The sequence below is a fragment of the Streptococcus sp. 20925_1_22 genome (genome assembly GCF_041431685.1).
GTDB lineage: Bacteria > Bacillota > Bacilli > Lactobacillales > Streptococcaceae > Streptococcus.
In genome coordinates, this window is sequence record NZ_JAPVYE010000001.1 from 15,163 (window position 1) to 42,162 (window position 27,000).

Annotated in this window: 24 protein-coding genes and 1 pseudogene; 17 read left to right on the plus strand and 8 right to left on the minus strand. The window is 43.0% G+C overall.

Features of this window, described 5'->3' with window-relative positions:
* Positions 1 to 64 precede the first annotated feature (64 nt).
* Both O3621_RS00080 and O3621_RS00085 read right to left on the minus strand, forming a co-directional pair.
* The gene (locus O3621_RS00080) at positions 65 to 1,627 is read right to left on the minus strand and encodes a beta-carotene 15,15'-monooxygenase (protein ID WP_314449923.1); all 1,563 of its coding nucleotides are present in this window, start codon (positions 1,625 to 1,627) and stop codon (positions 65 to 67) included.
* Positions 1,624 to 2,418 (minus strand): ABC transporter ATP-binding protein, encoded by a 795-nt coding sequence (locus O3621_RS00085; protein ID WP_011837342.1) that lies wholly within the window; start codon positions 2,416 to 2,418, stop codon positions 1,624 to 1,626. Before O3621_RS00085 ends, O3621_RS00080 begins: the two co-directional genes overlap by 4 nt.
* Before the next feature lie 74 nt (positions 2,419 to 2,492).
* Between O3621_RS00085 and O3621_RS00090 the strand changes: the two genes are divergently transcribed.
* The 8 genes and pseudogenes from O3621_RS00090 to O3621_RS00125 all read left to right on the plus strand — a co-directional run bounded on the left by O3621_RS00090 (position 2,493) and on the right by O3621_RS00125 (position 9,420).
* The gene (locus tag O3621_RS00090; RefSeq protein WP_002894636.1) at positions 2,493 to 3,617 is read left to right on the plus strand and encodes an AI-2E family transporter; all 1,125 of its coding nucleotides are present in this window, start codon (positions 2,493 to 2,495) and stop codon (positions 3,615 to 3,617) included.
* 150 nt (positions 3,618 to 3,767) lie between these two features.
* Positions 3,768 to 5,108 carry a hemolysin family protein gene (locus tag O3621_RS00095; RefSeq protein ID WP_011837341.1) on the plus strand — a complete coding sequence of 447 codons (1,341 nt, stop codon included), beginning with the start codon at positions 3,768 to 3,770 and terminating at the stop codon, positions 5,106 to 5,108.
* Between the two features lie 164 nt (positions 5,109 to 5,272).
* Positions 5,273 to 5,881 (plus strand): annotated as a pseudogene (locus tag O3621_RS00100) (hypothetical protein).
* 44 nt (positions 5,882 to 5,925) lie between these two features.
* Complete coding sequence (locus O3621_RS00105) at positions 5,926 to 6,534, plus strand: hypothetical protein (protein WP_011837338.1); 609 nt, start codon at positions 5,926 to 5,928, stop codon at positions 6,532 to 6,534.
* A 120-nt stretch (positions 6,535 to 6,654) separates the two neighbouring features.
* Positions 6,655 to 7,263, plus strand: coding sequence for a hypothetical protein (locus O3621_RS00110; protein WP_011837337.1), 609 nt, complete (start codon positions 6,655 to 6,657; stop codon positions 7,261 to 7,263).
* Entirely contained in the window at positions 7,254 to 8,768 is a 1,515-nt protein-coding gene (locus O3621_RS00115; protein ID WP_011837336.1) for a hypothetical protein, read from the plus strand. The genes O3621_RS00110 and O3621_RS00115 overlap by 10 nt, the downstream gene beginning before the upstream one ends.
* 8 nt (positions 8,769 to 8,776) lie before the next feature.
* Complete coding sequence (locus tag O3621_RS00120) at positions 8,777 to 9,070, plus strand: hypothetical protein (protein ID WP_011837335.1); 294 nt, start codon at positions 8,777 to 8,779, stop codon at positions 9,068 to 9,070.
* A gap of 8 nt (positions 9,071 to 9,078) precedes the next feature.
* The gene (locus tag O3621_RS00125) at positions 9,079 to 9,420 is read left to right on the plus strand and encodes a hypothetical protein (RefSeq protein ID WP_223311173.1); all 342 of its coding nucleotides are present in this window, start codon (positions 9,079 to 9,081) and stop codon (positions 9,418 to 9,420) included.
* Between the two features lie 414 nt (positions 9,421 to 9,834).
* Here the strand turns inward: O3621_RS00125 and treR are convergent, their stop codons facing one another.
* Positions 9,835 to 10,548, minus strand: a complete 714-nt coding sequence (gene treR / locus O3621_RS00130; protein ID WP_172454778.1) for a trehalose operon repressor — start codon at positions 10,546 to 10,548, stop codon at positions 9,835 to 9,837.
* Positions 10,549 to 10,735: 187 nt separating this feature from the next.
* On the opposite strand from treR, the gene treP reads away from it, so the two are divergent.
* The 8 genes from treP (at position 10,736) to O3621_RS00170 (ending at position 20,578) form a co-directional block, all read left to right on the plus strand.
* Positions 10,736 to 12,781, plus strand: a complete 2,046-nt coding sequence (gene treP / locus O3621_RS00135) for a PTS system trehalose-specific EIIBC component (RefSeq protein WP_314449930.1) — start codon at positions 10,736 to 10,738, stop codon at positions 12,779 to 12,781.
* A gap of 72 nt (positions 12,782 to 12,853) precedes the next feature.
* Entirely contained in the window at positions 12,854 to 14,485 is a 1,632-nt protein-coding gene (treC, locus tag O3621_RS00140; protein WP_314449932.1) for an alpha,alpha-phosphotrehalase, read from the plus strand.
* 188 nt (positions 14,486 to 14,673) lie between these two features.
* The gene (locus O3621_RS00145; protein WP_314449934.1) at positions 14,674 to 16,923 is read left to right on the plus strand and encodes an endonuclease/exonuclease/phosphatase family protein; all 2,250 of its coding nucleotides are present in this window, start codon (positions 14,674 to 14,676) and stop codon (positions 16,921 to 16,923) included.
* Between the two features lie 222 nt (positions 16,924 to 17,145).
* Entirely contained in the window at positions 17,146 to 17,955 is an 810-nt protein-coding gene (gene pflA / locus O3621_RS00150) for a pyruvate formate-lyase-activating protein (RefSeq protein ID WP_002905907.1), read from the plus strand.
* 139 nt (positions 17,956 to 18,094) lie between these two features.
* The gene (locus tag O3621_RS00155) at positions 18,095 to 19,030 is read left to right on the plus strand and encodes a manganese-dependent inorganic pyrophosphatase (protein ID WP_314449937.1); all 936 of its coding nucleotides are present in this window, start codon (positions 18,095 to 18,097) and stop codon (positions 19,028 to 19,030) included.
* A 91-nt stretch (positions 19,031 to 19,121) separates the two neighbouring features.
* Positions 19,122 to 19,637, plus strand: coding sequence for a YiiX/YebB-like N1pC/P60 family cysteine hydrolase (locus O3621_RS00160; RefSeq protein ID WP_314449939.1), 516 nt, complete (start codon positions 19,122 to 19,124; stop codon positions 19,635 to 19,637).
* Complete coding sequence (locus tag O3621_RS00165) at positions 19,630 to 20,283, plus strand: DUF1803 domain-containing protein (protein ID WP_314449941.1); 654 nt, start codon at positions 19,630 to 19,632, stop codon at positions 20,281 to 20,283. The genes O3621_RS00160 and O3621_RS00165 overlap by 8 nt, the downstream gene beginning before the upstream one ends.
* Positions 20,284 to 20,383: 100 nt before the next feature.
* A complete protein-coding gene (locus O3621_RS00170) occupies positions 20,384 to 20,578 on the plus strand; it encodes a CsbD family protein (RefSeq protein WP_268684583.1) in 195 nt (64 codons plus the stop codon).
* Positions 20,579 to 20,605: 27 nt separating this feature from the next.
* Here O3621_RS00170 and O3621_RS00175 read toward each other — a convergent pair whose 3' ends face one another.
* The 4 genes from O3621_RS00175 to O3621_RS00190 all read right to left on the minus strand — a co-directional run bounded on the left by O3621_RS00175 (position 20,606) and on the right by O3621_RS00190 (position 24,519).
* A complete protein-coding gene (locus tag O3621_RS00175; protein WP_314449946.1) occupies positions 20,606 to 21,610 on the minus strand; it encodes an iron ABC transporter permease in 1,005 nt (334 codons plus the stop codon).
* Positions 21,600 to 22,619, minus strand: coding sequence for an iron ABC transporter permease (locus tag O3621_RS00180; RefSeq protein WP_314450531.1), 1,020 nt, complete (start codon positions 22,617 to 22,619; stop codon positions 21,600 to 21,602). The genes O3621_RS00175 and O3621_RS00180 overlap by 11 nt, the downstream gene beginning before the upstream one ends.
* 99 nt (positions 22,620 to 22,718) lie before the next feature.
* Entirely contained in the window at positions 22,719 to 23,654 is a 936-nt protein-coding gene (locus O3621_RS00185; protein WP_314450533.1) for an iron-hydroxamate ABC transporter substrate-binding protein, read from the minus strand.
* A 79-nt stretch (positions 23,655 to 23,733) separates the two neighbouring features.
* A complete protein-coding gene (locus O3621_RS00190; RefSeq protein WP_314450535.1) occupies positions 23,734 to 24,519 on the minus strand; it encodes an ABC transporter ATP-binding protein in 786 nt (261 codons plus the stop codon).
* 217 nt (positions 24,520 to 24,736) lie between these two features.
* Here O3621_RS00190 and O3621_RS00195 point away from each other — a divergent pair, with 217 nt between their 5' ends.
* Positions 24,737 to 25,495: a CPBP family intramembrane glutamic endopeptidase gene (locus tag O3621_RS00195; protein ID WP_371513222.1), complete on the plus strand. Its 759-nt coding sequence runs from the start codon at positions 24,737 to 24,739 to the stop codon at positions 25,493 to 25,495.
* Positions 25,496 to 25,540: 45 nt separating this feature from the next.
* On the opposite strand, the gene O3621_RS00200 is transcribed toward O3621_RS00195, so the two are convergent.
* The gene (locus O3621_RS00200) at positions 25,541 to 26,986 is read right to left on the minus strand and encodes a UDP-N-acetylmuramoyl-L-alanyl-D-glutamate--L-lysine ligase (RefSeq protein WP_314449307.1); all 1,446 of its coding nucleotides are present in this window, start codon (positions 26,984 to 26,986) and stop codon (positions 25,541 to 25,543) included.
* Positions 26,987 to 27,000: the final 14 nt, after the last annotated feature.

A 27,000-nucleotide genomic window follows, 5' to 3' on the forward strand; every position in this document is an offset into this window, starting at 1 on the left:
ATCAACTTTGTGTCACTTAATGTTCCTATAAAATTATAAGAAATTCTTATCAAGTGTTCAAGTTTTATAGGTCTTTCTCAAGCTGGTCTGTTGATTTCCCTTTTCCTTTGTTCTTCCACCAATCGCTCAGGTCGACTAAGGATTGAGCGGCGGAAGGGATGAGAAGGAGGACATAGATATAGACATACTGGCTCTTGGTTTCCCAGAAGAAGTGGAAGAGGCCGCCCCCCAAGAGAAAGATGAAGGGATAGAGGTCAAAAGGCGTCAGTTTTTCCTCGGCGACGAAAAATTTATGCAGGATAAAGAAACAGGAGAGCAGATAGATGCTGGCTAGCAGCGTTAAGAGCAGGAAATTAACAATCTGATAACCTTTTCTTTCCTCATAAATGCTGCGCAGGACAGCTGGCTTCATATATTGCTGGCGCTCAATCTGAGGCCCAGTCCAAATAGATTGAAAAGTCGGCTCAGTCCAAGTCGACTTGACCTTTTCGTAGAAGAATTTGAGCGCATAAGCAGGATGCTTACTGAAGTGAATCAAAATATCCTTCAAATCCCGAGTGGCCATTTCTGTAGCCAAATTTTCATCGTATTTGTTGCGCTTGAGAATCTTGGTATTGTAGGCATCGTACCAGCCTCCCAAGGTCTGCCGATTAGGATCATCCCGCAGGCCCATAGTGATGTAGGCGATTTTTGGGGTGCCGACACCGATCTTGCCCCCAATCAGCTGCTCATAGTAGGCAGTCAGACCCTTGTTTGAAAGGACAATGCCGGCCACAATCAGGATGATGGCTAAGGGTTTCTTCCAAGACCATTTGTAAAAGATGGACAGGAAGCAGACTCCAATCAGCATGATAGCAAAGATGATGTAGTTGTTGCGCAGGAGGCAGGCCAGACTGATGCTGGCAGCTCCCAGTAAGGCATAGAACAGGTTTCCTTTCTGATCCAGCTTGATAAAAGCATAGAGACTGAGCAGACAGAAGAAGAGGCCAGGAATGGTACCGTAGACAAAGAGGATGAAAAAGAGTTGTGGTAGAAAGAGAAAGGTCAGCAGAATCGTGTATTTCTGAATCATTTCTCTGGCATTGAGCAGGGCAGTAATCTTGTAAATCAAGAAATGACTGAGTAAAGTCCAGCCGACATTCATGCTAAAGGCAAATTGAGTCGTCGGAGAAATAAAAGCATAAAGTCGCTCCAGAGTCATCAGTCCTAGCTGATGGGGATTACGATACATGTAGCTTCCGACGGTTGTCAGCGAGCTGTAATCTCCTCGGTTAAAGGCCAACGCTGCATTGAAAACATGCTTGGCGTCAGCTCGGATGCGGCCATCGTAGGCCGTTATCAGAAAAATCGCTGCTGCTATAAAGATGAGGGACAAAATCCAAAAAAGATGCTTGGTCTGAACCTTTTCCAACAGGGGTCGGATTAAAAAGAGGCTGAGGAGAAAGAGCAGGAGGATAGGGTAGAAATACCAAGGATTACTGACGAATTGGACTCCTTCTGCAATCCTCAAAGGGATGTAAGTGTGGGACAGCAGAATCTGCCCAGACAGGAAAAGCAAGGCAATCGCAGTCATGGTCAGAATCAGGAAGTAGCCCAGATTGAAGATGGTATTAGAAAATTGCTTCATGAGGACCTGTCCTCCACCTTGATGAAATAACGGTCTTCTCCCAGCTCAATCAGCTCGACTGGCTGGGGATAAAATCGATCCATGACCTCTTTTTGAAAAATGTCTTCTTTGGGACCTTGGGCTATGATTTCACCTTCTTTCAGGAGCAGGACATGATCCATAGCTTCAGTAATTTCTTCTACATGGTGGGTGACATAGAGGATGGTTGGAGCCTGATCCATCTGTGTAATCTTACCAATCTGATCCAGCAGGCGCTCGCGGGCAAAGAGATCCAGACCGCTGGTCGCTTCGTCTAAGATAAGCAGTTCTGGCTTTTCCATGAGACTGCGTGCAATTAGCAAGAGCTGTTTTTCTCCTTGAGACAGACTGGCGTAGCTTCTGCCAATCAATTCTTGCCCGCCAATGGAAGCCAGCATTTCCCTAGCTTGATCCAGCTCAGTTTGCCCGTAAGGAGCGTAGAGAATACTGCTTTTATACCTGCCTGTCAGGACGATTTCTTCAGATGTGAGGCGGCTTGGCAGGCGTTCAGCAATGAAGGATCCGACTACTCCAATCCTAGTTCTCAGCTGAGGAATATCGCCGGCACCAAATTCCGTACCCAGAACCGTCACCTTGCCCTGGGTCTTCCAATGCTCAGCCATGAGCAAGCGAAGGAGAGTCGACTTTCCTGAGCCGTTTAGGCCGAGAATAGCCCAATGCTCCCCCTTTTTCACCTGCCAGTTGAGATCTTTTAAGATAGTTCGGCCTTGTTTAGCCAAGCTTACATTGTCCAGTTTGATAATCTTTTCCATTTTTACTCTTTCTTTCGTTAAATCTCCTTTATTATAACAAAATTTATGGTAAAATAACTGATAGGAGGAGTCAAATGTTTCATAAAAGTAAGCTGATGTTTTGGACCAGTGAGGTCCTTTTGCTAACGATTATTTTCTTTATCTGGCGCCAGATGGGGGATATGATAACCCCGATTGTTAGCGTTGTGAATACCATCTTGATTCCCTTTCTTGTGGGAGGATTTCTTTACTATATTACGAATCCACTGGTAAAATTTCTCCAGGATAAGCTCAAAATCAACCGAATGATTGGGATTCTGATTACGCTCAGCCTTTTGTTTGGCTTGATTGCTTTGGGTGTTATTTACCTCTTGCCGATTTTGATTAATCAGCTGAGCAGCTTGATTAATTCCACACAAGGCCTTTATTGGGAAATTCAAAGTTTTGTCAATCAATTATCAAAAAATCCGCTCTTTCGAAATCTGAATATCCAGTCCACCATCCAGCAGCTCAACCTGTCTTATGTGGACATTCTGCAAAATATCCTTAACAGTGTAACCAACAGTCTGGGCAGCGTTTTATCAGCAGTCGTCAATACGCTAATGATTTTGATTATGACGCCGATTTTCTTGGTTTACTTCCTCATGGATGGCCATAAGCTTTTGCCCATGCTGGAGCGGACAGTCCTCAAGCGCGATAAGCTCAATATCTCCAGCTTGCTGACCAATCTTAATGCTACTGTTGCCCGCTATATCAGCGGAATCTCAATCGATGCCCTGATTATCGGTGCTCTGGCCTACATTGGCTATAGCGTGATTGGGCTCAAGTACGCTTTGGTCTTTGCTATTTTCTCCAGTCTGGCTAATCTGATTCCTTATGTAGGACCAAGTATCGGCTTGATTCCCATGGTCATTACGTATGCCTTTACCGATCCTCAGAAGATGGTTGCGGCCTTGATTTACATGCTGATTATCCAGCAGGTTGATGGCAATATCCTCTATCCCCGTATCGTTGGTGGTGTGATGAAGGTCCATCCTATTACCATCATGGTGCTCTTGCTCTTATCCAGCAATATCTATGGCGTGCTGGGGATGATTGTGGCAATCCCGACCTATTCTATCCTCAAAGAAATCGCCAAGTTCTTGGCTAACCTCTATGACAATCACAAGGAAGCCCAGCAGCAAAAGAAGAACGAAGAGTTTGGGATTATTAATAAATAAGGATGAGTTTGGTAATTGATTGATTCCAGAATCTCAAGACCAGAAATAAGACGGAAGGAAGGCCTTCCGTCTTATTTTCATTTCCTGTGCACTAAATTTAAAAATATGATATAATCAGATTTACTTATACATTTCGAGGAGAAAGAATCAATGGAAGACCCTGGCAGTCAGAATATGTTATGGCAAGCCTTACTACTGTTTATATTGACTTTGTTAAATGCCTTTTTCTCAGCAGCTGAGATGGCAATGGTATCGCTCAATCGGGCGCGTGTGGAGCAAAAGGCTGAAGAGGGCGACCTCAAATATATCCGGCTCTTAGCTGTCTTAGAAAGCCCTAATAATTTCTTATCAACCATTCAGGTTGGGATTACAGTTATCAATATCCTGTCTGGGGCAAGCTTTGCGGATAATCTGGGGAAACTTTTCTCTTCTTGGATGGGAAATTCCGAGACTGCACGTGCTATCGGAACTTTCTTGGCTTTGGTTCTATTGACATATATTTCTATTGTTTTGGGTGAGCTTTATCCGAAGCGCATTGCCATGAACCTGAAAGACAATCTAGCTGTGCGGGCTGCACCGGTTATTATTTTTCTTGGCAAGATTGTCAGTCCCTTCGTTTGGTTGCTGTCAGCGTCGACTAATCTGCTGAGTCGGATAACCCCGATGAAGTTTGATGATGCAGACGAAAAGATGACTCGGGATGAGATTGAATATATGCTGACCAATAGTGAGGAGACCTTGGATGCAGATGAAATTGAGATGCTGCAGGGGATTTTCTCTCTGGATGAGCTGATGGCGCGTGAACTGATGGTGCCGCGGACGGATGCCTTTATGGTGGACATTCAGGATGACACCAAGGAAATCATCGAGAGCATTCTCAAACAGAGCTTCTCGCGGATTCCTGTCTATGATGGAGACAAGGACAATGTCATTGGACTGATTCATACCAAGCGGCTGCTCAATGAAGGGTTCATCAATGGTTTTGATAATATCGTTCTGCGCAAGATCCTGCAGGAGCCGCTCTTTGTCCCGGAAACCATGTTTGTCGATGATTTGCTCAAGGAGCTGCGCAATACGCAAAATCAAATGGCGATTCTCTTGGATGAGTATGGTGGTATGGCTGGTCTGGTCACACTTGAAGACCTCTTGGAGGAGATTGTCGGTGAGATCGACGATGAAACTGACAAGGCTGAAATCGAAGTCCATGAAATCGGCGAGAATACCTACATCGTATTAGGAACCATGACCCTCAATGACTTTAATGAATATTTTGAAGTTGAAATTGAAAGCGACGATGTGGATACGATAGCTGGTTATTACTTGACTTGTGTAGGGACTATTCCAGATCCGAAAGAACGCATTAGCTACGAAGTCGAAAGTCAGAATAAGCAACTCATTTTAACCAATGACAAGGTAAAAAATGGCCGTGTTACGAAGGTTAAGGTTGAAATTTCAGAACAAGTGGAAATCGATGAGGAAGCTAATAAATAGTTGACTCCTTGTAAAACAAACAGGCTTTCTTATAAAGAAGGTCTGTTTTTGGTTGCCGTAATAAGGCAGTTTGTTTCATTGAGTTAGAGATGATTCAATAGTAAAATTGCGGAAAAGGTTCTAGTTTTATGGTAAACTACATATAGAAAGACATGGTATTTTGTATGATGAAACGCGTGAAATCTATTCTTTTATCACTGATTTGCCTTTCTGTGCTTGTAATAGGAGGTAAATTTTATATGGATCGAATGAAAGTAGATAATCTCTACCGGCATGGTTTTCAGCTCTATGAAGAACAAATCGCGACCTAACTAAAAGAACATTACAGCGGTATCAGTAAAATCGAATTTTCTCCTATTTTTAAAAGTGGTGGAGGAGGAGAAGGTTTTGTAAATGCTCGTATAGTTCCAGTAGTTTATGATAATTATGGTAATAAAGTATATTTGCGCAATGATGGCGTTTTAAAGATGGGTGTGGCAGATTATGAAATGACAGCTGGAATTGATTTGGATTTTAATGTCAATGATGGTTCAGAAATAATTTATTTACATAATAAGAAGAATGAATCTGTTAGTGTGGAAGGTTACCAACATTTGCCAGATGGATTAAAATTGAATAAGGATGAAATTACTGATGAAAAGATGGATGCTTTTTCTCGTGAAGGGTATCTAAAAGGTGTAGAAAAAAATAGCTTAGGTAGTCCCAAAGCTGAGATTGTCTATAATTTAGAAATTAGACGTGTACAGGGGAGGGAGTTTTATGAATGGAAGTAACCCACCAATTTGGTAAGTTGGACTAGAAAGAAAAGGAGGTTTGTATGACTATACGAGTAAAATCTATTCTTTTATCTCTGTTTTGCGTTTTTGTACTTGTAATAGGAGGTAAATTTTATATAGACAGAATGAAAGTGGACAACCTCTACCGGCATGGTTTTCAGCTTTATGAAGAACAAATCGCGACCTACCTAAAAGAGCATTACAGCGGCATCAGTAAAATCGAATTTTCACCGATTTTTAAAAGTGGAGGAAGGGGGGAAGGTTTTGCCCATGCTCGTATCATTCCAGTAGTTTATGATACACATGGTAATAAAGTATATCTTCGAAATGATGGAACTATTGATACTTTAGTTCCTAATTATGTTTTGACTTCTGGAATTGAATTGGATTTTAATGTCAATGATGGTTCAGAAATTATATATTTGTATAATGAAAAAAATGAATCTATTGAAGTAGGACAATATCAACATCTCCCGGAACACTTAAAATTGAAGACGTATAAGAGTACTGATGCTATAATTACTGCCTATTCACAAAAAGGAACGCTAAAAGGAGTAGAAAAAAATAGTCAAGGAAGTCCCAAGGCTGAGATCGTTTATAATTTGGAAATTAGACGAATTGATGAAAGAGAGTTGGATAAATGGCAATAAAACACTAATTTATTTAGGAAAAGATACATACGAAGAATTTTCCATATGATTAATTGAGTTCTTGTTATTTGTTCTTCTCTTTTTATGGTAAAATTAATATATAAAGAAAAGGAGGTTTGTATGTCTAAACGAACAAAATCTATTCTTTTATCTTTGCTTTGTTTTTTTGTACTAGTAATAGGAGGTAAATTTTATATGGATCGAATGAAAGTGGATAATCTCTACCGGCATGGTTTTCAACTTTATGAGGAACAAATCGCCACCTACCTAAAAGAGCATTACAGCGGTGTCAGTAAAATCGAATTTTCTCCGATTTTTATCAGTGGGGGGGGAGGAGAAAGTTTTGTAAACGCTCGTATAGTCCCAGTTGTTTATGATAGTTATGGAAATAAAGTCTATCTACGAAATGATGGAGTGCTAGATATGGCAGTGCCAGATTATGGAACTCTTGCCGGTCTTGACTTAAGCTTTAACGTCAATGACGGGTCAGAGATTGTCTATCTGCGAAATAATGAACGCGAGTCTGTTAGCTCAGAAGTATATCAACACCTTCCAGAGCAGTTAAAATTACAAAAAGAGGAATTTACGGATGAAGTGATGACTGCTTTTTCTCGTGAGGGACATCTAAAAGGTGTAGAAAAAAATAGCCAAGGCAGTCCCCAAGCTGAGATTATCTATAATTTGGAAATTAGACGAGTGCAGGGAAGAGAGGCTTTCGAATGGCAGTAACACACCAAGACATTCAGTACTTACAGAAAAATACTAAAGATTTTTCAACAGATTCATCTCAAAAAAAAATAGTAAATACGGATACAGGTCAAACATTTCAAATCATTGACCGAATGGAGGGAGTCACTCAGGCTATTGCAGTAGCCCCCTTGGATGCTAATGGAGAGCCCATTGTTTCACAGACTATTGTCACAGTAGCTGGAACCCAGCCAGTTCATGTCAATATTCTCAGTTCAGACCATTGGGCTTCAACTTACAATGCCTTTGGAGGAGGTGCCTACGGAGATGGGATGACAGCTCAATATGAGGATATTGAAGCTTTTTATCAGCGTGTCCAGAAGATTACAGAAGTAGGTGACAAGAAGCTAACCCAGCCGGTCAGAATTTATGCCATGAGTGGTTTTAGTCAGTCAGCGACTCCAGTTGTCAAGATAGCAGCGGAACATAACGTCCCTATGGTTGTCAATTTTACAGACTGGGGAGCTCAAGCTGCTCTTGATAAGGGGAATTTTACTGCCAGTGATTTAGCATATATCAATCGACATGTCACCACCTATGATGCTAATACGAAAGATACGACCATAATGGATAGCAATGGTGGGCGGATTCCATATGCTAATATTATTTCCCGTGAAGGAACGCAAGGACTGCATTCGCCTGCAGAAGATCATAACCCAGCAAAATTCTATATTATTGGCAATAAACTGGATACAGAAAAGTATGCTAAGGAAGGAGAGTTTGTATCAGGGATGACCCCAGAGCAGGTGCGTGCAGCTGCTAAAATCAAAGCTGAGCGAACACCTATCTGGGACAAACACGATGAAGCTTACTTCATTCGCGAATACTATGAAAAGTTTCCGCCCAAGATTGGCAATATGCTAGATTTGGACTGGTATGCCAAAAAGGGAGAGTTTTTTGTTGGTATGACGGAGAAGCAGGTACGCAAAGCCGCTAAAATTAAAGCGGAACAGTCACCATTCTGGGATAAGCATGATGAAGAATACTATGTTAAAGAGTATAAAAAGATATATGGTGAATTTATACCTGAGGCTAGATATAAGCGCTTATTGACTATTAATCGTGCGATTGAGACAATTTCTTTGGCTCAGTCTGGTTTTTCAAGCGCTAGTGGGAGCCAGCTGATTTATCTACGAAAAGATCTTGTGACGGCAGTTGCGGATTTAGCTGAACAGCAAGGAGCAGAGTTTGAAGAGCTAATCAAGCAAAAATTGAGCGAATATAAGCAAAATATTGAAAACATGGTGACATCACTCCGATTGATAGCTTATGGTAGCAGAATCTATTTATCGGATGATGAGTTGGAATCGCTCTTGTCCCAATTTACATTGGAGACTTGTTGGGATAGTGGGGTTGAAGAAGCAACGCTAAGTGAGGCGGCTTCTTACAAACAGAAATTGGATATTTTTGGTTCTAATATACGCCAAGCAGCTGATAGACTCGAAGAAGTGGATCGTCAAGGAAGTATACAGTTTAGTAGCAAGTAGGAGGAACTATGGTAAATCTCAGAAGAATAGAATTAACAGCGAATAATAATCTTGTTGAACTAATGAAGGCTCAAGAACGGGAGATGATCGATGCTCTGATTCAATCGGAGAAATCTAAGGTTACAGCGCAGTCTAGTCTTTTAGCTGCTTGGTTGGCTGAGCAAAAGCTACAGATGTCTGATTTTGCTACTGCTACTCTCAATAACAGTCTAAAGGGTGGATTTTCTGGTAATGCTGCGACAGCTGCGACAAATTATCTAACAAATATTCCACAACCAAATCTGCAAACCCCTATTAAATGAGGTCTGCTATGGAACAGATATTCAGACTAGAAGAGAAATATAAGCAAGAATTAAAGAAAATAGAGCAAGTTGAAGAAGCACTGGATTCTATGAGATTAGACGCTCGGAGAAAGACGGATTTATTAAGTGAACAATTGCTTTACTATTCTAGAAATCATTCAACTGATGAGATATATCGAGCAGTTAGTAAGATGAATGACAATATGGAACAATTTGATTTGTCTTTCAGAAAATTTTTTGATGCACTTAGTGAAGAGAGGGAAGAAATAACCGCTAAATATCGGAAAGACTTAGACCGATTGGAGGATGAATATTATAAAAGAAGGAAAGCTGAGAATTCTCAAGTATAGACTGTAAAAATATCATATATCAATGCAGTATGAAAAAGTGATATTTAATGTCAGCCTTTTAAGTTTCCTTCAAGTTTTTTATAAGTCTGTCTTAAGTTTCTGGGATTATACTAATACCATCAAAATAGAAATGAGGACAGTCCAATGAAATCTAAAGTTAGCCTATATGATAAGCAAGTATTGACATTCTCTCAGGCGCAAAAGTAAGAAAGGAAGTAATAAGAATCAGTAACGTTTAAAAAGCAGCAGAAGCCCTTAACTAATTTTTTCATATAAATCTCCTAAAACAAGTAAAAAGAAATTTTGAGGCTCTTTGTCGCTCCAAAACAAAGCAGCCTTAGACTACTCATAAAAGAAATCACCTCTGCCAGCTGGAAGGCAGAGGTGGTTTTGTGGTCTGGATGGAAATCAAGGTTATTCTTTCTGACGCTTAGCAAAATCCACAAAGCGAAATTTGTCTAGCTTGTGCCGGCTCTCAGTATATTGAAACTGGCGGCCGTCTGCCAGATAGACCTGAGACTTGACAGAGACGACTTGCTGGTCCTTGCCTAGGTCCATGAGAATCTTGTCTTGGTCATTGGCGTGGTCAATGGTAAATTCCTTTTTGGCATAGGCAATGTTAAGTTTTAAGTCATTTTCCAAATAGGCATAAATGGACTGCTCAGCGATTTCCCTTGTCAAGTCAGGGACGATTCCCTTGTCTAAATAGTCAATATCTAAGACAGAGGCGACTTGGTCTACAACGCGCTGACGGACGATTCGCCAAACCAGTCGGTAGGGAGGGAAACCAGTGATGTCGGACAGTTTCTGATCTACGGTAATCTTTTCCAAGCTGACAACATTGGTTTTGGACTGCATATTATTCTGCTTGACTACTTCTTGATAGCTGGTCAGCTTAGACACAGGAAAGTCAAACTGTTCATGCTTGATGACTTTGGAACCCTGTCCGCGGACTTTTTCAATCAATCCTTCTTCTTGCAGCAGCGCCAGAGCCTTGCGAACAGTGTCGCGGCTGACCTGGTAGTCTTCTGTCAGCTGGTGTTCGCTGGGCAAGAAGTCTCCGACTGCATAACGTTCCTCTAAAATATCTTTCTCAATTTGTTTGAATAATTGTTTATATTTCTTCATCATAAACTCCACTTGTTTTCTTTTTTACATACAACCCAGAAAATTTTATCAAAAACGAGGGCTTTTTTCAACAAACAACTTGCATACATCTTTGAAATCGATTACAATAATTTGTAGAGATGTGTTGAAAAACCGACTCGTAAAAAATATAAGGAGAGTGCTGGATTCTCATTCAGCCATTAGTCAAATGGGAAAATTTGAGAAGGAAGCTAAAGATCTGCTAGATGCAATCGGCGGCAAAGAGAATGTCACAGCAGTTAGCCATTGTGCAACGCGGATGCGCTTTGTACTTGGCGACGATAAAAAGGCCAATGTCAAGGCCATTGAGACAATCCCAGTGGTCAAGGGAACTTTTACAAATGCTGGGCAATTCCAAGTCATCATTGGAAATGATGTGCCAATCTTTTACAATGACTTCACTGCTGTATCAGGTATTGAGGGAGTATCAAAAGAAGCAGCCAAGTCTGCTGCTAAGAGCAAGCAAAATCCCCTTCAGCGGGTTATGGCCACTCTGGCAGAAATTTTCACCCCTATCATTCCAGCTTTGATTGTCGGAGGGTTAATCCTTGGCTTCCGCAATGTCCTTGAAGGCGTTCAAATTGAAGCTTTGGGTAGAAAGATTGTTGACGGAGTTGCACAAGTAAAAAATGGGCAGCCCGTTTATAATACAATTGTTGATGTATCTAAATTCTGGAGCAATGTCAACGACTTTCTTTGGCTGCCGGCACAAGCAGTCTTCCACTTTTTGCCGGTGGGAATTACTTGGTCTATCTCCCGTAAGATGGGAACCAGTCAGATTCTTGGGATTGTCTTGGGAATTTGTTTGGTTTCTCCACATTTGTTGAATGCTTATGATGTAGCCAATACCTCTAAAGCTGTGATTGCTAAAGACTTCACTTGGTATTTTGGAATACTTAAGTTTCACAAATATGGTTACCAAGGTCAGGTCATTCCGGCTCTCTTGTCTGGCCTATCTCTCTCTTACTTAGAAATTTTCTGGCGTAAACGGATTCCAGAAGTGATTTCTATGATTTTTGTTCCTTTGCTTTCTCTGCTTCCAGCTCTGATTTTGGCTCACACGGTTTTAGGACCTTTTGGCTGGTGGGTTGGACAAGGCATGTCTAAGTTCGTATTTCTTGGTTTGACAGGTTCATTCAAATGGTTGTTTGGTGCAGTATTTGGTGCTCTTTATGCTCCGTTTGTGATTACAGGTCTTCACCATATGACCAATGCCATTGATACACAGTTAGCCAATGATTATGGTGGAACAGCTCTTTGGCCCATGATTGCTCTGTCTAATATTGCTCAAGGTTCAGCTGTATTTGCCTACTATCTCATGCATCGTCGTGATGAAAGAGAGGCACAAATTTCGCTTCCAGCAACCATTTCTGCTTACCTTGGAGTTACTGAGCCAGCTCTCTTCGGGGTCAATGTCAAGTACGTTTATCCATTTGTGGCGGGGATGATTGGTTCGTCTATTGCCGGAGTCTTGTCCCTTAGCTTTAATGTTACAGCAACTGGTATTGGTGTCGGAGGCTTACCAGCTATCCTTTCTATTCAAGCAAACTATTGGCTTCCTTTCCTTCTAGTTATGCTTGTAGCAATCCTTGTACCAATGTTCCTGACTTTCTTTTTCCACAAGACAAGCTTCTTGACGAAGACAGAGGAAGATCCAGAATTGCAGGCAGAGTTTGCAGCCCAGGAAGAGGCTGAATTTGCCGGGCCATCCAAAACCGAGTCATCTCCAGAGGTGAAAACAGCTGATTCATCAACTCCTGTAACGATTACTAGTCCGCTGGCAGGAGAAGTCAAAGAATTGAGTCAGGCAACAGATCCTGTCTTTGCACAAGGTTTGATGGGGCGTGGAGTTGTCATTGTTCCTAGCCAAGGTGAGTTGGTTTCACCAGTCAATGGTAGAGTAACAGTCTTCTTCCCAACCAAGCATGCCATCGGTATCCTGTCAGATGAAGGTGTTGAAATCCTGATGCATATCGGAATGGATACTGTTAATCTGGAAGGCAAAGGCTTTGAGGGCTATGTGTCTCAAGGAGATAAGGTCAAGGCAGGTGACAAGCTCATTTCCTTTGATATAGACATGATCAAGAAAGCAGGCTATGTAACAGAAACACCAGTCATCATTACGAACTCAGACAAGTACGAGGTGGAGGTGCTTGAACAACTTCCTCAGGCAGTTGAGCGAGGAAGTCAGTTGATGGCAGCTAATCCACTTTAAAGAAAAATGAAATGACTTATAGAAAGGGACGGTGCTTTAAAATCTGTCCCTTTTCTCAAAAAAGGAGAAAATATGACACTTGATAAAACAAAGGTTGTCTACCAAATTTATCCAAAATCTTTTAAAGACACAACTGGCAACGGTTTGGGAGATTTTCGCGGGATTATTGAAAAACTTCCTTACCTGAAAGAGCTGGGAGTGGATATGATCTGGCTCAATCCTTTCTATCCGAGTCCGCAACGGGACAATGGTTATGATATTTCTGACTATACTGCGGTTGATCCTATCTTTGGAGATATGGCGGATTTTGAAGAGATGGTCAAGGTCGGCCAGCAGCATGGTATTGACTTTATGCTGGATATGGTTCTCAATCATTGCTCGATTGAGCATGATTGGTTCCAAAAGGCGCTGGCTGGGGATTCCTACTATCAGGACTTCTTTATCCTGCGAGATGAGCCAACGGACTGGCTGTCCAAGTTTGGCGGCAGTGCCTGGGCGCCATTTGGCGATACGGGCAAATATTATCTGCATCTCTATGATGTGACTCAAGCTGATCTTAACTGGCGCAATCCCAATGTTCGTGAAGAGCTCTTTAAAGTGGTGAATTTTTGGCGGGACAAAGGAGTCAAGGGCTTCCGCTTTGATGTCATAAATGTCATTGGAAAAGATGAGGTGCTGACGGACTGTCCAGAGCAGGAGGGCAAGCCAGCCTATACCGATAAGCCAATTGTGCATGACTATCTGCGTATGATGAACGAAGCAACCTTTGGTCAGGATGATTCCGTTATGACGGTTGGCGAAATGAGTGCTACGACGATTGAAAATTGTATTCTTTACACGGCTCCCGACCGGCAGGAGCTGTCCATGGCTTTTAATTTCCATCATCTCAAGGTGGACTATGAAGCTGGACAGAAATGGACTCTTAAGGCTTTTGATTTTGAAGAGTTAAAACGCCTCTTCCATACTTGGGGTAAGGAAATGAGCGATCATGATGGCTGGTCAGCTCTTTTCTGGAACAACCATGATCAGCCGCGAGCTCTCAACCGCTTTGTCGATGTAGAGAATTTTCGTAATGAAGGGGCAACCATGTTGGCAGCCAGTATTCACCTGTCACGCGGGACGCCTTATATCTACATGGGTGAGGAGATTGGCATGGTGGATCCTGACTATGAATCCATGGAAGATTATGTGGATGTTGAGTCTCTCAATGCTTACCAGAGTTTGCTTGCTGAAGGTCAATCGCCAGAGGCAGCCTTCAGGATTATCAAGGCTAAATCTCGTGATAATTCTCGGACGCCTATGCAGTGGGATGATTCAGTCAATGCAGGTTTTACAACAGGAACTCCATGGCTGAAGGCGGGCAAATCCTATCCTCTTATCAATGTGGAAAATGAAATCAAGGGACCGATTTTTACCTTTTATCAGAAATTGATTGCCCTGCGTAAGGAACTACCTATCATCGCAGAGGGCAGCTATCAGCCAGCCTATGAGGACAGTCCTCAGGTCTATGCCTTTGAGCGGGAGTGGCAAGGACAAAAGCTTTTAGTCCTTAACAACTTCTATGCTGATCCGATTACGCTGGACATCCTGCCGGATTATCAAAATGGTCAGGTTCTCCTATCCAACTATGGCAAGGCTCAGATTGACCATGTGATGACCTTTCAGCCATATGAAACCTTGGCAATCTTAGTAGGTGAAAACTAAAGTCTCGAAAGAATCTGGAAAAAATTCCAGATTCTTTTTTATGTGTTGGGCCAGACTAGACAAGTATTTTTTTTGAAGAGAGAGAAACTAATACAGAATTTTGAGAAAGCCTTTGCAAAATTTGATTCTTTTCTTTATAATAAAAATTAAATAGGATAATATACATTTATACAGAAAAGGAGAAGTTCATGAAAAAACAAGTTTCTTACAAGCGGCTCTTTCCCACAGTGGTCTTGCTAGCTGCTTTTCTGTCCCTGCTTTTTTCTGTCCGACCGGTCGGAGCAGAAGAAGCAGTAAGTTCGTCGACTTCAGATGCGGCAGCTCTTACAGAGAATCCGGCCGTCAGCGATGCGTCGGTTGCCAGTCAAGCTGAGAGTCCATCTGCAGAATCGGGAGAGTCAAGGCCAGCTTCTACAGAGACAGTGGAAAAGGCAGACCAAGCCCCTGCTGCAGCACAGGCTGTGGCTAGTGGACCTGAAATTGTGCCCAATGTGGGAACCATTCAGGGAGAATCACAAGCCTCTCCCTATGAGGACAAGGAAGTTCAAGTTTCCAATGTAGTTGTGACGAAAACAGACCGTTATGGTTTTTATGTTCAAGACGTGACTACTGATGGAAACAGTAGGACTTCTGATGCTCTTTATGTTGTTTCTAAAGAAAAAGTCGATGTCGGAGACAAACTTAGTCTTGAAGGTCGCGTTAAAGAAGGCTATATGGAAGAGCTCAGCGTTCGTCAGGGGCAAACTTTCAACAAGCCCAGTGATAGTTTGACAGTTACCATGCTTGTCGCTTCCAAGGTGACCAAGGAAGGGAAAGCTGATTTGCCTGCTCCAGTAGACATCGTGGCTAATATGCCTCAGGATACGGTCGATAACGATATTAATAATTATCAGCCTCAAAGTGAAGCTTTGGACTACTGGGAAAGTTTGGAAGGAATGTTGACGACGGTGAAGAGGCCCCGCGTTTTAGGCCCGCAGTACCGTGGAGACATTTATCTCTTACCTGAAGGCTACCAAGCCTTGCCATTAAACAATATCGGAGGTCTCAATCTTCGTCCAAACGCTCAAAATACCGCAACCATTCCAGTCTATGTTGGCAATAAATTCATTGCCAAGGCCAAGGATTATTTCAATGGTGATCTGGTCGGAGTCGTGACCTATCGTGGGAAGATTTACAAGTTGGAGCCGACTCAGCTGCCTGATTTGGTGGACGGTGGCTTGCAGAGACAGGTCTCTCCTATCTATCCAAGCGAGGACAAGCTGACCATTGCTTCCTACAATATCGAGAATTTTTCTGCTAATGCTAAAAAAGGTGAAACGCCTGAGGAAAAAGTGACTAGAATCGCCAATTCCTTTATCAATGAAATTCATAGTCCAGATATCATCACGCTCATTGAAGTTCAAGATGAGAATGGCAGTGTTAATGACGGAACGACCAGCGGTGTCAAAAGCGGTGAGAAACTAGCGGCCCGCATCAAAGAACTGGGCGGAAAAACTTACAAGTACACTGAAGTTGCACCATTTGACGGTCAAGATGGAGGCAAGCCTGGCTCTAATATCCGTGTGGCCTTTCTCTACGATCCAAACCGGGTGAAGTTAGTCGAAAAAGAAGCTGGTACGAGTGACGAAGCAGCTAGCTTCTCCGGTGGCCATTTGGTTAAGAATCCTGCCCGGATTGCTCCAACAAATCCGGCTTTTACCAAGGTTCGTAAATCCTTGGCAGCTGAGTTTGAATTCAAGGGACAGCATATCGTTGTTATCGCCAATCATTTGAAGTCCAAGATTGGGGATGATGCTGTTTATGGCTCCGCTCAACCAGCAGTTCAGCATACGCAGGCTGCCCGGATAGAACAGGCTAAAATTTTAAATAGCTTTGTTCAAGAAGGGCTGAGACAAAATCCTAACCTTAAGTTTGTGCTGACTGGTGATTTTAATGATTTTGAATTTTCCGAAACGGCTAAAGCACTGGCGGGTAATGAACTGATTAATCTCATGCAGGAGCATGATGCCGCTGACCGTTATTCCTACTTCTACCGGGGCAGCAACCAAAGCTTGGATAACATTTTCATTTCGAAGAACCTGGCAGGCAAGGCAGTCTTTGCGCCTGTCCATATCAATGCCTCTTTCATGGAGGAACATGGCAGAGCTTCAGACCATGATCCAGTAGTGGTGCAGCTGGACTTTTCTAAGGATGTTGCAGCTTCAACATCTGACAGTTCCCAGTCGTCTCAATCAACTGGACAATCTTCTGTAGCAGCAGATCAAGGAGCTCCGTCTCAGACCAATCCTCCATCGTCCAATCAAACTGGAAAAGGTCAGACAGCTGGCAGCAAGAAGAAGGGACTCCCGAAGACCGGTCAAAATACCAGCGGCTGGGCAGTCTTGGGATTGACCTTGCTGATGTTTGCTTTTACTCTCAAAAAGAGAAATAGAAATTAACTAAAATTAGTTTAAAATTGAAATCAGGGTGGAATAAAGATTCTGCCCTGATTTTTTTTGCTTACTGCTTTCGCCCTAAAGTTTTATCTGTTGTAAAACACTGAAAATGAAACTGAAAAACAGTTTGTTTTCTAAAAAATAGGCAAATTAAGTCTATTTTTGCTTTAATCATGTTATAATGTAGTTAGTTATAAAACGCTTTCAGAGTTAAGAGGTTGCGCTATGGTTGAAGAGAAAATTGAAGAAGCAGTTGATTATGGAAAGGTAACGGGCATGGTCCACTCCACCGAAAGCTTTGGAGCAGTTGATGGACCGGGTATCCGTTTTATTGTTTTTTTGCAGGGCTGCCATATGCGTTGCCAGTATTGCCATAATCCGGATACTTGGGAGATGGAGACCAACAAATCTCAGTTGCGAACGGTGGATGATGTTTTACAAGAAGCTCTCCGTTATAAGGGTTTCTGGGGCAATAAAGGCGGCATCACCGTCAGTGGAGGAGAAGCCTTGCTGCAGATTGATTTTCTGATTGCCTTGTTTACCAAGGCTAAGGAACTGGGTATCCACTGTACTTTGGATACCTGTGCCCTGCCTTTTAGAAATACGCCTCGCTATCTGAAAAAATTTGACAAACTCATGGCAGTTACCGACCTTGTCCTGCTTGATATCAAAGAGATTAATGAAGAACAGCACAAAATTGTGACCAGCCAGACCAACAAGAATATCTTGGCTTGTGCCAAGTACCTGTCTGACATTGGAAAGCCAGTCTGGATACGCCATGTCTTGGTTCCGGGATTGACCGACCGTGATGATGACCTGATTGAGCTAGGTAAGTTTGTAAAGACGCTGAAGAATGTTGATAAGTTTGAAATTCTACCTTACCATACTATGGGAGAATTCAAATGGCGGGAGCTGGGTATCCCTTACAAGCTGGAAGGGGTTAAGCCTCCGACAGCTGATCGGGTCAAGAATGCTAAGGAACTCATGCAGACGGAGTCCTATACAGAGTATATGAATCGGGTGCATAATAGCTAATCTACTTTGAGTATGAATAAATGGGCTGGTGGGCTAACCAGTCCATTTTTCTTAAGAAAATGTCCTTCTGCTTTTGTGAAATGCCTGTAATTATGGTAAAATAAATGCAATAAACATTATATAAAAGAAGAGGTTTATCATGTCTAAAATTTTAGTTTTCGGTCACCAAAATCCTGATTCAGATGCCATTGGTTCATCTTACGCTTTTGCTTACTTGGCTCGCGAAGCTTATGGCTTGGATACAGAAGTTGTTGCTCTGGGGGAGCCTAATGAAGAAACAGCCTTTGTTTTGGATTACTTTGGCGTGGCTGCACCGCGCGTGATTACATCTGCAAAGGCAGAGGGAGCTGAGCAAGTTATCCTGACAGACCACAATGAATTCCAGCAGTCTGTGGCAGATATTGCAGAAGTTGAAGTTTATGGCGTGGTGGACCACCACCGTGTAGGCAACTTTGAAACAGCTAGCCCCCTTTACATGCGCTTGGAGCCAGTGGGATCTGCTTCCTCTATTGTTTACCGCATGTTCAAGGAGCACGGCGTAGCAGTTCCAAAAGAGATTGCAGGACTGCTGCTGTCAGGTTTGATCTCTGACACTCTCTTGCTCAAGTCACCAACTACCCACCCGACTGACAAGGCCATTGCTCCAGAATTGGCTGAGTTGGCTGGTGTCAACTTGGAAGAGTATGGTTTGGCAATGCTTAAGGCAGGCACAAACTTGGCTAGCAAGTCTGCTGAAGAATTGATTGACATTGATGCTAAAACCTTTGAGCTGAACGGAAACAATGTCCGTGTGGCACAGGTCAACACAGTTGATATTGCTGAAGTTTTGGAGCGTCAGGCAGAAATCGAAGCGGCTATTGAAAAAGCAATTGCTGACAATGGCTATTCTGACTTCGTCTTGATGATTACAGACATTATCAACTCAGACTCAGAGATTCTGGCTATCGGAAACAATATGGACAAGGTCGAAGCAGCCTTTAACTTTGCTCTTGAGAATAACCATGCTTTCCTAGCAGGCGCTGTTTCTCGTAAGAAGCAAGTGGTGCCTCAACTGACAGCAAGTTTTAATGCTTAAAGAGCTCATTTGACGAAATAGGTTACTAGGTGGGGGCTATTCCCCTCATACTAAAAAGGAGTTTCGGCTCCTTTTTTGATAGGCGAGAGAAATGAAGATTCAAGATTTACAAGACGGAGATTTGATTTTTACAGTCGGAGCTTCAGAAATTGCTGCAGCCATTCGAGCAGCAACGGGTTCATATAGCCACGTGGCTATCTTTTTTAATGGTGAGATTTTTCATGCAACTCATGAGAAGGGTGTTGTCAATCAAGACTTGTCTGATTTTTTGCAGGATGAGGATGTTGGGTATGACGTGTATCGCTATCCAGCTATTGAAGCAGAAGCTGTCTTTAAAAGAGCCAAATTACATCTAGGAATGCCTTACAATTTCAGCTTTTATCCTCAGTCCAATGGTTTTTACTGTTCGGAGTATATTGCGGAAATTTTGCCGATTTTTGATACGATTCCCATGCAGTTTGGTGATGAGGAAAATCAGATTTCTGGTTTTTGGCAGGAGTATTATCGAGAATTGGGCTTAGATGTGCCCTTAAATCAGCCTGGGACGAATCCTAGCCAGTTGGCTCAGTCAAGAAAACTCATCTACAAAGGAGAACTTCATGATTAAAATCATCAACCCCAGCCGTTTGACGCGTAAATCTTTTTTTCAGGAGCTGATTGATTATTTGGATCAGCATGAGACGGTGATTCTACGTGAGATTAAGCGAGAGTTTGAGGACGTGGCTAATATTGACCGCTCGATAGAGGACTATATCAAGGCAGGCTATATCCGGCGGGAAAACAAGCGATATTATCTGACGCTGCCTTTTGTGGAAAGTTTGGAGGACTTACGTTTGGACCAGGAGGTCTTTATCCGTGATAATAGCCCTCTCTATCAGGAATTGTTGGAGCTGCGCTTTGAGACCCAGCTTTCCAATCAGACCAATGCGGCGGTCTTGCTGGAAGAGACAGATTTTCAGCGGGATAAGCTGACCTTGGCTAATTATTTTTACAAGATGCAGCACCAATATCCGCTGTCTGAGGCACAAAAGCCCCTCTATGCTGTCTTGGGCGATGTCAATCCTGAGTATGCACTAAAGTATATGACGACCTTTCTTCTCAAGTATGTCCGCAAGGATGAGCTCATGCAGAAGCGGCGGGACATTTTTGTCGATAGCCTAGTAATCTTGGGCTATATCCGGCAAAACGAAGCAGGCAAGTATGAGTTGCAGGTCAGCTTTGATAAGGAGAGATTGACTTTCCAGCTGGACTGATTTTCTCATAGAATGAGCAGAATATTTGACCTTTGAAAAGAAAAAACTTATACTACTGTAAACGGTATCAGAAACCGTAAAAAAGAATGGAGGCAAAATTATGTCACTAGAAAATAAATTCGATGAAGCTAAAGGCGCTGTTAAAGAAGGCGTGGGCAAAGTTACAGGCGATAACAAGACTGAAGCAGAAGGCTTTGTAGAAAAAACAGTTGCTAAAGCCAAAGAAGTTGCTGAAGATGCTAAAGGAGCTGTAGAAGGTGCCGTTGAAGGTATCAAAAACAGCTTGGATAAATAAAAAACAATCAGTCGATTATTCGGCTGATTATTTTTTATGTTGATACATAAGGTAGAGGAAGTAGGGGGCTCCAATAATGGAAATCAAAATGCCTGTCGGGACAGAGCTTCCGATGAGGAAGGTTCTTGTAATCATATCTGCCCCTGTCATGATAAAGGCACCTAGCAGCATGGCGGCTGGAAAGAGCAAGCGATGATCGCTAGGCAGGAATCGTTTGCTGATATGGCTAGCCAACATACCGATGAAGACTATATTTCCAGCTAGAGATAGGCTAAAGGCGACGAGATCACTGGCTAATAACAGGGTTATCTGCCGCTCTCTTTTTAGATGAAGCCCCAGGCCTAGAGCTGTTTCTTCATTTAGACTGAGGATATTGAGCTTGTGGGAGCGCAGATAGGTCAGCAGCCAGAATAAAAGCAAGAAGGGGCCAGCAATAGCTAGACTTTCCCAGTTATTACCCGTAATCTTACCAGCTAGCCAGCTAACTACATAAGTCAGTTTATTCTGATTGACACGGCCAGTGATGGCAATCATACTAGAAGACAGGATGGTTGACAAGGTCACACCAGCGATAATGAGCTTGACGGGGCTTATAGCTTGGCCTTTTTGATGTGAGATCAGGTAAATAAGGGCTACAGTCAGCATACCGCCAAAGGTTGCGATAAAGGGAAGATAGCGAATATAGAAAGGATCGGTCACTTCTAACTTGCTGATAGCAAGAGTAATGATAACACCAGCTCCGGCATTGATTCCCAAGGTTCCCGAATCAGCAAGTGGGTTTCGGGTAAAGGTCTGCAGCAGTACACCGCTCATCCCTAGCGAAGCTCCTGCTAGAAGGCAGACTAGAATTCGAGGCAAGCGGATCTGCTCCATGATAAAGGTGCTGCCATCATCTCCCTGCCCCAGCAGATATCGAAAAGCTTCACCGACGTTAAATTCCTGATCGCCTGATGATAGAGATAGTAGGAAAATTAGGAAAGTCAGGAGGCTGAGGCTTACTAGAACCAAAAGAATCCGTTTTTTATCTCTCATAGAAGGCCCCCTTTCTCATCAGCCACAGGAAGACTGGTAGCGTAACGAGACTGATAATAGAGCTAAGAGGCAGACCGACCATATGACTCGCAGCAAAATCACAAATTAGTAGAAAGAGCGCTCCTGTTAGCATCGTCAGTGGCAGGATTTTTTGGTAGTTCTTTCCACTGATGGTTTTGACAAAGTGTGGAATAATCAGTCCGACGAGGGCTAGGCTTCCTACTAGGGCAACGGCTGTCGCTGATAACAGTAGAACAAGATTTAGAAAGAGCAGGGTCATATGAGTCGTTCGCTGGCCTAAGCCCTTGGCTACTGTTTCATTGAGGCTGAGAATGGTTAGTTGGTGTGAAAATAGCTGAGCCAGTAAGAGGCCTAATAAGATAAAGGGAGCAATGATTTGCAGCATTTTCCAATTGGTTCCTAGAAGCCCTCCAGCCTGCCAACCGATGACAGCATTGGTCAGGTTGAGGTAAATGGTCAAGCCTTGTCCGATGGCAGTCAGGAGTGTTGTTACCATGGCACCGGACAAGACGAGTCGTAGTTGCTCAAAACCTTTTCTAGGATGGTAGGAGAGGCTAAAAACCAGAATACTGGCTAGACAGGCTCCTGCAAGTGAGAGCAGGAGGATGCTACTGTAGTGTATACTCTTAGAAAAGGCATAACCGCAGATGAGCGCTAGGCCAGCTCCAGAGTTGATCCCCAAAAGTCCCGGATCAGCAATGGCATTGCGGGTAATCCCCTGCATGATGGCTCCTGAAACGGCCAAGCTAGCTCCGACTAGCAGAGCTGCAATTCCTCTAGGTAAGCGCAGATCTATGATGATGTTCTGGGCTGGACTTTCCTTGAAAGGATGGATCAGCGTTTCTATCAGTTGCCTATGGGAGTAGCTGGGAATGCCAAAGCGCAGGTAGAGATAGAGTCCGCTAATTAGCAGGAGAATGAGGGCGAAAAAAACAAGCCAAAAGATGTTTGGCCTATTTTTTTGAGTGAAGAGTGAATGAAGCGTCATCTGGAATCCTTTATATAGTCGAAAATCAAATAGCTGTCATGAGATATATCGCTTACTAGCAATGTTTTTTACTAGTCTAAGTTTTCTGCAAGGAATGGCCTAGTTCATTTTTTCAAGGCCATCTTGAATGGTTTTGAGTTCGTATTCAAGTGTCAATGGATCGTTGAAATAAAAGGCGTTGGCATCCACTTTTAAAATATGGTTCTGTTGGACAGCGGGAATGGATTTCCAAACATCGCTTTCGTAAAGAGCACTGCCTGTTTTATCATCTTCAGCTGCAACCAAGACATAATCGCCAATGTACTCACTCACCGTTTCTTGGCTGACTTGCAAGTAGCCACTTGGGAATACTTCATCCTTCACCTTTTGCGGGGCATCAAATCCCAGAGATTTGTAGATAACTTCTCCGCCTCGTCCCCAGTTGTTACCGAAGAGGTAGATTTCCTTTTCATATAGCCCGACAACTGTGAAAGTGACATTTTGTCCCAGCTTTTCTTTTAACTGCTTGCCGATATCAGCTGTTTTGCTCTTCCAATCGGCAATCCATTGATCAGCTTCTTTTTCCTTACCAAAGATTTGGCCAAAGCGATTCAGGATTTCTAAATAGTCATTTTTTCCATAATCAATGGCAATAGTTGGAGCAATTTTCTTTAGTTCATCGATATTTTTGTCACTAGCATCTACCACGATAAGGTCTGGCTTTTGCTTGGCGATAGACTCTAAATCTTCCGGCATCAGAACCTTGGCATTTTTGACTTTTTCCTTGAGGACAGGATTTTTAGCATCATAGGATGTTACAGTGACAGGGTCGAAACCTAGTTGCAGCAAATAGCCGGTGTAGGTTGAGGAGAGGCTGGCGATTCGTTTTGGATTTTTGGGAATATCGCCGTAGTAGTGGAATCCGTCAATTTTGGGCTTGCTGGATAGCTCGACCTTTTCTGAAGAGGCAGAGTTTTCAGATTTAGATGAGCTGCCGCATGCAACTAAAAGGAAGATGGTGAAAGTAAGGGTAGCAAATGATAAAAACTTTTTCATTTTTCCCTCCAATTTTATAAAAAGTTTAGAAGCTGTATCCACGAAGAAGATATGGGAAACTTATCTATGAAGACATTGCTTATTTAAGGAGTTGATAGCTGAGGCAGAGCGGCTTATCCTGAATAGGATCCCGAATAATCTGGGCTTCAATCTGAAAAATGTCTCTCAGAATATCCGAGGTCATGACCTGCTCAACACTTCCTTGATACCGGATATGCCCATTTTTCATAGCGATCAGCTGATGGGAGAAGCGGGCAGCTAAGTTGATGTCATGCAGAACCATGATAATGGTTTTTCCGCTGAGTTGGTTGAGGTCATTCAGCAACTCCAAGATTTCCAGCTGGTGATTCATATCCAGATAGGTGGTCGGCTCGTCCAGAAAAATAGTCTCTGTATCTTGAGCTAAAGCCATAGCAATCCAGACGCGCTGGCGCTGACCTCCAGACAAATCATCCACCTGCCAGTCCGAAAACTCGCTGACCTGAGTTGCTTCCATAGCCCAGCAGATTTTTTCCCGGTCTTCTGTACTGAGCCGGCCCAAGCCAGTTTGATGCGGAAAGCGGCCATAAGAGACCAGGTCATAAACAGTGATGCCATCGGTTGCCTCCATGGTTTGGGGCAGCAAGGCAATCTTTTGGGCTACCTCCTTGGTCGGCAGTAGGGCGATGGACTGTCCATCCAGGGTTATGCTGCCGACTTTTGTCGGTAAAATACGGGTAAAAGCCTTGAGAAGAGTGGATTTACCGCAGCCATTGCTACCGATAATAGTTGTAATCTTTCCCTCGGCTAGTTGGCAGTCCAGTCCGTCAATAATAACCTTTTGATCGTAGGCGACCTGGATACTTGCTGCAGAGATAGTGGACATAGACTTCCTTTCTGGCTGATTCTTCTATCAGAATCACTCTTTTTATTATACCATAAAAATTTTTCTAAAAAAAGAGTTTTCTGACAATTTAATAAAAATAAAATAAAAAAGTTTTATAAATTTGTAAATAATAAAAATTTAAGCTTTTCATGCTAAGATAGAAATATAAAAAAGAACCTGAAATGATGACATAAATTTACAGGTGGTGAAAGGAAATATGATGAAATTATTGACAAACCTACGCCCCTCTAAGCCTTTGAAAGAGCTGAGGTGGTTTGATATTGCAGTGATTACCCTGCTCATGTTTGGGCAGTTTATTTATCGCTCAACGGAGCTTTATTTAGCTAGCTTTGCACCAGCCGCCAGCACAGGAGCGACTGAAACGGTGACTAATACATCCACTGAGGGAGCGGCTTTTTCTAGCAATTTCAATTTTCAGCTGCTGATGCTGGGCTTGACCATTCTTTATCTGTTGCTTCGGCGCTTTGACTTTAAGCAGTTTCCTATCCGTCTGAGCTGGTCAGTTCTCCTCTGGACTCCCCTTATTTTTGTAGCGGTAGGGTTCTTTGGTGATATTGTGACGACACTGAGCGGCGAGTATAATTACTTTGATTCAACCCTCTGGTCTTATGTGGACCTGTTAGAAATCTTCCGGAAATTTGCTGAACTGACACCTATGGCCATCCTCTACGGACTTCTCAATGGCTTCTATGAAGAATTCTTCTTTCTGGGGCTTATGACCTCTGTTAAGGATAAGTATAAGTGGTGGGCTCTGGCCTACTCTACTATCATTCGGATTTCTTTCCATACCTATCAGGGCATGCTGTGGGCCTTGGTTATCGGAGTGGTGTACGGTCTCTTTTACTATTTCCTTTACAAGTACAAGGTCAAGAACCTCCTGCCTTTCTTTCTCATGCACGCCTTGGCGGATATGTTTGGCTCTAGCTTGATGTATGTGCTGATTAAATGGCGGTAATTTTTACCAAACGACAATAAAAAGGCGATATCCACGCCTTTTTTCTTATAAATACTTTTCTGCAAGAGCATAGTCTCCTGGATAGGCTACTTTTTCTCCTTCTACGATCTGGTAAGCATCTGCTCCTTTACCGGCTAGAATGACGGCATCTCCCTCTCGCTCAGTCAGACTGAGAGCTTTTTTGATGGCTTCTTCACGGTTTGCTATTTTTTCCACTGGATGGGAGATGTAGGATGCGATTTCCTCCGCAATGGCTAGAGGATCTTCATAGTTAGGGTCGTCCGCAGTTAAGATAACAGTCAGCTCAGGATGCTGATTAAGTAGGAGACCGAAGTCTTTGCGGCGGCTTTCACCCTTGTTTCCGGTAGCCCCCAAGAGGAGGATAATCTTGCCTTTCTGATGCTCCTCTACCACAGACAGCAGGTTGCTTAGGCTAACACCATTGTGAGCGTAGTCAACGAAGACCTTGGCGCCGTTTTTCTGAGTCAGAACTTCCATACGGCCTGGGACTCGGGTTGCGGCAATTCCTTTTTTGATGTCTTCGAGGCTAGCACCCAGACGCAGACAGGCAAGACCAGCCGCTACTGCATTTTCTTGATTGAAGTGGCCAATAAGCTGGATATCGTAATCGCCAGCTAACTTACCAGTCGCTTCAAAGCTGAAAGCCTGAGAATCCGTGATAGTATTGCTTGAGCCTGCTCCATAGAAATCATGTTCCATAGAAGCGACTTGCTCTTTCACGATTTGGAAATGATCCATGTCGCTATTTACGATAACTGCTCGACTATTCTCCATCAAGAGCCGCTTATTGTAGAAGTAATCTTCAAAGGTTGGATGCTCAATGGGGCCGATATGATCGGGGCTGATATTGAGAAAGACACCGACATCAAAGGTTAGGCCGTAGACCCGTTTCTTGAGATAAGCCTGACTGGAGACTTCCATGATGAGATGAGTCCGATCATTTGCAAGGGCTTGGGCCATCATTTTAATAAGATCCAGACTCTCTGGTGTGGTCAGAGTTGACTTGAAGAAAGTCTCGCCATCCAAAGTGGTGTTCATGGTCGAGAGCAGGGCAGGCCGATGACTTTGGGAAAGGATTTGATAGGCAAAATAAGCTGTAGTTGTCTTTCCCTTGGTGCCAGTAAAGGCCAGCAGTTTGAGCTTTTTCTCAGGATGGCCGTAAAATTCCATGGCTAAGAGACTCATGGCCTGCTTGACATCGTTGACCAAGAGGACCGGAATGCCCACTTGAAAGTCTGTCTCGCTAATATAAAAGCGCAGGCCAGCTGTGACGGCTTTTTCTAGAAATTCTCTCTTAAAAGCCTCACCCTTGACAAAAAAGAGGGTAGAGGCATCCGCTTCCCTGCTGTCATAGCTGATACTATCGAAAGTCAAGCCACTATAAGAGAAGAAGTATTCTCCGTCTTTAACAATATCACGAAAATTATGGTCTTTTTTTAAAATATCTAATACGGTTTCAATTTTAATCATAAATCTATTGTAAA